We start from the raw sequence: 4,586 nt of genomic DNA, 5'->3' as shown, positions 1-4,586 counted from the left end.
GAAGTGCGTGGTCGCGGGGGTCCCCGTCGGCAGGCTGCTGCCCCCCGCTCGCACGGGGCCGCACGCCCCGGCCGGCTCGTGCATCGGGCTCGTGGTCACCGACGCACCCCTCGACGGCGCCGCCTGTGCCCGGCTGGCGCGTCGCACGGGGCTCGGTCTGGCCCGCGCCGGCTCGGTCGCGCACCACGGCAGCGGCGAGATCTTCCTCGGCTTCGCGACCGGGATGCGCCTCGACCGCGCCGGCCGGCCGGACGGGACCCCCCTCGTGACGGGCCGAGCGCTGGACCCGTTGTTCGCGGCGGTGGTCGAGGCCAGCGAGGAGGCGGTGCTCAACTCGATGCTCACCGCGCCCACGACCCGGGGCCGCGACGGCCACACCAGCGAGTCGCTGCACAGCCCTGAGGTGCTGGCGCTGCTGGGGCGGCGATGAGCGCCACCACCCGGGAGGTGCGGATCCCGGTGACCGACGGTCTCGCGCTGGCCGCCACCCTGTACTTGCCCCCGAGCTCCTCCGGGCCGCAGCCGTGCCTGCTGGAGGCGCTGCCCTACCGCAAGGACGACCTCACCGCGTCGTACGCCGAGAGCTACCGCACCCTGCGCGACCGGCACGGGTACGCCGTGTGCCGGGTCGACCTGCGAGGCACCGGGTCCTCGGGCGGGGACGCCACCGACGAGTACCCGCCGGCCGAGCAGCGGGACCTGGCCGAGGTGATCGCCTGGCTGGCCGCCCAGGAGTGGTGCGACGGCCAGGTGGGCATGTGGGGCACGTCGTACTCCGGCTTCAACTCCCTCCAGCTCGCCTGCGAGCGGCCCGCCGCCCTGAAGGCGATCTGCGCGATCTACGCCACCGACGACCGGTGGACCGACGACGTCCACTGGCGCGGCGGGGCGCTCCGGCTGGTGGACCTGGTGGACTACTGCCACTACATGACCGCGATGTGCGTGCTGCCGCCGGTCCCTGCCGTGTGGGGGGACGGGTGGGCCGAGGAGTGGCAGCGCCGGCTGCGGACCAACGAGCCGTGGGTGCTCACCTGGCTTCGGCAGAGCCGGCACGGCGGCTACTGGAACCACGGGTCGGTGCGCCTGGACGGATCGACCCGCGGCTACGACCGGATCGCCTGCCCGGTGATGCTGGTCGTCGGCTGGGCCGACGGCTATCGCAACAGCTCCCTGCGCACCGTCGCAGCGCTGCGAGACGCCGGTGTGCCGCACCGGCTGCTCGCGGGCCCGTGGGCGCACGCGGACCCGACCACCGCGATGCCCGGGCCGCGGATCGACTTCGACGCCGAGCTCGCCGCCTGGTTCGACCGGTGGCTGCGTGGCTCGGGCGGGCACCGGGACGGCTGCGACGTGTTCGTCCGCTCCTCCACCCGGCCGGCCCCGGACCTGGACCTCCACGAGGGGCGCTGGCTGCGGCTCCCCTCGGTGCCGCCGACCGCGCCGGTGGTCCACGAGCTGTCCGGGCCCCGGGTGCTCCCGGTGGCATCCGACGTGGGCACGGCGGCCTGGATCGACTGTGCCGGCCACCTTCCCTGGGGCCAGTCCGGCGACCAGCGGCTCGACGACGCACGCTCTCTCACCTGGGACCTGGCACCCCCCGACGGCCCGCTGGTGGGGCACCCCGTGCTCCGGCTCCGGGTCAGCGCGGACGCTCCGGCCGCGTCCCTGTCGGTGAAGCTGGGCGACGTGTTCCCCGACGGCACCTCGGCCCTGGTCTCCCGCGGGAGCCTCGACCTGGCCTACCGGGCCGGGGTGCACCGCCCTCCGGCGCCGCTGGCACCCGGGACGGCGTACGACGTGACCGTCGAGCTGGACGCCTGCGCGTTCGAGTGGACCCGCGGCAACCGCCTGCGGCTGAGCGTGGCGGGCGCCGACTGGCCCAACACGGTGGCACCACCCGCGCCGGTCACGCTCACCGTGCACGAGGCCACGCTGGAGCTGCCCGTGCTGAGCGGGGAGTTCCCGGCCCCGGACTTCGCACCCGGCGCGGAGCACTCCGCGGAGTCGGCCGAGGGCGTGGACTGGGAGCTGCGCGACGACGTGCTCGGCCGGACCACCACGGCCGTGACCCGGCAGGTGTCGGACTACCCGACGCCGTACGGGGGGCACGCCAGCGAGACCTACCTGGGCGAGGTGTGCGTCCACCGGGAGACGTTCGCGCAGGCGGCCCACGCGGACACCCGCTACCGGTTGACCTGGCCCGGGGTCTGCGCGGAGGTCCGGTCGCTGATGGACGTGGCCGTGGACGGCGACGGGTACGACGTGCTCATCGAGACCGTGGCGCTGCACGACGGGGTGGAGATCAGCCGGCGCACCTGGACCGAGCGCCTCCCTCGCTGACGGCCGTCACACCATCCAGTTCGGCTCGAAGTCCGGATCCAGGAGGGCGGGGCGGTCCCACCGGAAGGCGGAGATGTCGGAGGCGGTCGCGCCGGTGGTGACGAGATCGGCCAGGATCCGGCCCAGGGTCGGGGCGAACTTGAAGCCGTGCGCGGCTCCGAGCCCCACCCACACGGCCGGGTGGCCCGGCACCGCGTCCACGACGAAGTCCCGGTCGGGGGTCAGCGTGTACTGGCAGCGCAGCGAGCGGACCGGGGGCCCCGAGCCCGGCAGCATCCTGGCCAGGTGCGCGGCCAGCCGCTCCTCCATCCCGTGGTCGGGGTCGCGGGTCCGGTCGTCCGGGTCGACGACCGGCCCGCCGCAGTCCTGCGCCGCCTTGACCGTCGCCTCCCCGTAGCACGGGAAGCCGTAGAAGGACGGCTCGTCCATCCAGATCCACAGCGGCAGCCGCCCCGGCTGGAAGGCCGTGGGATCGGGTGGCGCGAAGTAGGTGACCTGCTCGAGCGTGGTGGTCAGCGGCAGCTCGGCGTCCAGGTGCGCGAGCAGCCGGTTGGTCCAGGCGTCGGTGCACAGGACCACGCCCGAGCAGGAGTACGTCGTCCCGCCGGCGGTCACCTCCACCCCGGCCTCCCCCCGGTCGTGGAGGGCGGAGACGGAGGCGTGGTCGCGCAGCACCGCGCCCGAGGCGCGGGCCAGCCGCTGCAGCACAGCGGTGCCGCGCCCGGCCGGCACGATCGCCCCCCGTGCCTGGAAGAGGCCCACCGTCGCGTCGGGCAGCACCAGCTGGGGCCACCGCTGCCCGATCGTCGCCACGTCGAGCACCTCGTGCTCGATCCCCTCGGCCACCAGGGACCGCTCGTAGTCCGCCAGCGGGATCGCGGCCCCCGGCGGGAACAGGTCGATCCCGCCGACGACGGTCACCAGCGGCTCCCCGCAGTCCGCCTCGAGCGCCGCCCAGTCGGCGTACGCCTCGCGGGTCAACCGGACGTAGGCCGGCGTGTGGTAGCTGTGCCGCAGGATCCGGCTGGTGTCGTGGGAGGCGCCCCGGTCATGGCCGAGGGCGAACCGCTCCACGCCCACCACGCGGTGGCCGCGCCGGGCGAGCTGGTACGCCGTCGCGGAGCCGAGCGCGCCGAGGCCGACGACGACGTAGTCGACGACCTCAGCCACCGCTGACTCCGGCGTGCGCGACCAGGTGGCAGGCGACGTGGTGGCCCTCCGGGGAGTCCGGCAGCACGTCGAGGGACTCCGACCGGCAGGCCTGCTCGACCGCCGCCGCCGAGCCGTCGGCCAGCGCCGGGCAGCGCGGGTGGAACCGGCAGCCGGCGGGGATGCGGGTGGGGTCGGGGATCTCGCCGGTGAGCACCACCGGGGTCAGCGCCCCGGTCTCGGGGACGACCGAGAGCAGTGCCTTGGTGTAGGGGTGCCGCGGCGCGGAGAGCACCTCCTCCGTCGGCCCGGTCTCCACCACCCGGCCCAGGTACATCACCGCGATCCGGTCCGCGATGTTCCAGGCCAGGCCCAGGTCGTGGGTGACCACGAGGACGCCCAGCCCGCGCTGCTGCCGCAACCGCAGGAGCAGCGCCAGGATCTCACCGCGGATGGACGCGTCCAGCGACGACACCGGCTCGTCGGCGATCAGCAGCTCGGGGTTCAGGGCCAGGGCGCCCGCGATCAGCACGCGCTGCCGCTGCCCTCCGGAGAGCTCGTGGGGGTAGCGCAGGAAGAGCCCCTCCGGCGGCCGCAGGCCCGCCGACGCCAGCGCTGCGGCCACCAGCTCGGCCTCGTTGCGCCCCTCGGGGTCATGGGCGACCATCCCGTGCAGCCGCAGCCCCTCCGCCACGGACTCGTAGACGGTGTGCCGCGGGTTGAGGGCACCGGCCGGGTCCTGCAGCACCATCTGCACCCGGCGACGGAAGTCCCGCAGCCCCCGGGTGGTGTACCGCAGCGGCTCCCCGCCGTAGCGCACCTCGCCGGCGGTGGGCCGCTCCAGCCCCATCAACGTGCGGGCCAGGGTGGTCTTGCCCGATCCGGACTCCCCCACCAGCGCCAGGATCTCCCCGGGGTTCAGCACGACGTCGGCCCCGTCGAGGGCTCGTGCCTCGACGCCGCCCCGGCTGCGGAAGACGACCGACAGCCCGGAGCCCCGGAGCAGCGCGCCCGACCCGTCCGTCATGGGCCCACCACCCGGATGCAGGCGGCTCCGCGGGCGTCTGCCGCTGCCCGCAGCGGCGGCTCCGCCGCCT

Annotated in this window: 4 protein-coding genes; 2 read left to right on the top strand and 2 right to left on the bottom strand. The window is 75.3% G+C overall.

The annotated features are described in order from the left end of the window. Positions 1 to 430: P1 family peptidase (locus PLP61_RS15100; RefSeq protein WP_324503580.1), on the top strand; the 430-nt coding region annotated here is incomplete at its 5' end. Next, positions 427 to 2,340 (top strand): CocE/NonD family hydrolase, encoded by a 1,914-nt coding sequence (locus PLP61_RS15095; protein ID WP_324503579.1) that lies wholly within the window; start codon positions 427 to 429, stop codon positions 2,338 to 2,340. The genes PLP61_RS15100 and PLP61_RS15095, both read left to right, overlap by 4 nt. A gap of 6 nt (positions 2,341 to 2,346) precedes the next feature. Here the strand turns inward: PLP61_RS15095 and solA are convergent, their stop codons facing one another. Together solA and PLP61_RS15085 are read right to left on the bottom strand one after the other, a co-directional pair. Continuing rightward, positions 2,347 to 3,510 (bottom strand): N-methyl-L-tryptophan oxidase, encoded by a 1,164-nt coding sequence (solA, locus tag PLP61_RS15090; RefSeq protein WP_324503578.1) that lies wholly within the window; start codon positions 3,508 to 3,510, stop codon positions 2,347 to 2,349. Further along, positions 3,503 to 4,516 (bottom strand): ABC transporter ATP-binding protein, encoded by a 1,014-nt coding sequence (locus PLP61_RS15085; protein WP_324503577.1) that lies wholly within the window; start codon positions 4,514 to 4,516, stop codon positions 3,503 to 3,505. Before PLP61_RS15085 ends, solA begins: the two co-directional genes overlap by 8 nt. Between the last annotated feature and the right edge of the window lie 70 nt (positions 4,517 to 4,586).

This window comes from Nocardioides sp. (genome assembly GCF_035429765.1).
Lineage (GTDB): Bacteria > Actinomycetota > Actinomycetes > Propionibacteriales > Nocardioidaceae > Nocardioides.
The sequence above is the reverse complement of the archived record's forward strand: the minus strand, read 5'-3'. Positions and strand labels throughout refer to the sequence as shown.

What these genes read in the sequence shown, in the direction of transcription:
- PLP61_RS15095 (WP_324503579.1), top strand. Translation starts at nt 427, where the DNA reads ATGAGCGCCACCACCCGGGAGGTGCGGATCCCGGTGACCGACGGTCTC.
- PLP61_RS15085 (WP_324503577.1), bottom strand. Translation starts at nt 4,516, where the DNA reads ATGACGGACGGGTCGGGCGCGCTGCTCCGGGGCTCCGGGCTGTCGGTC.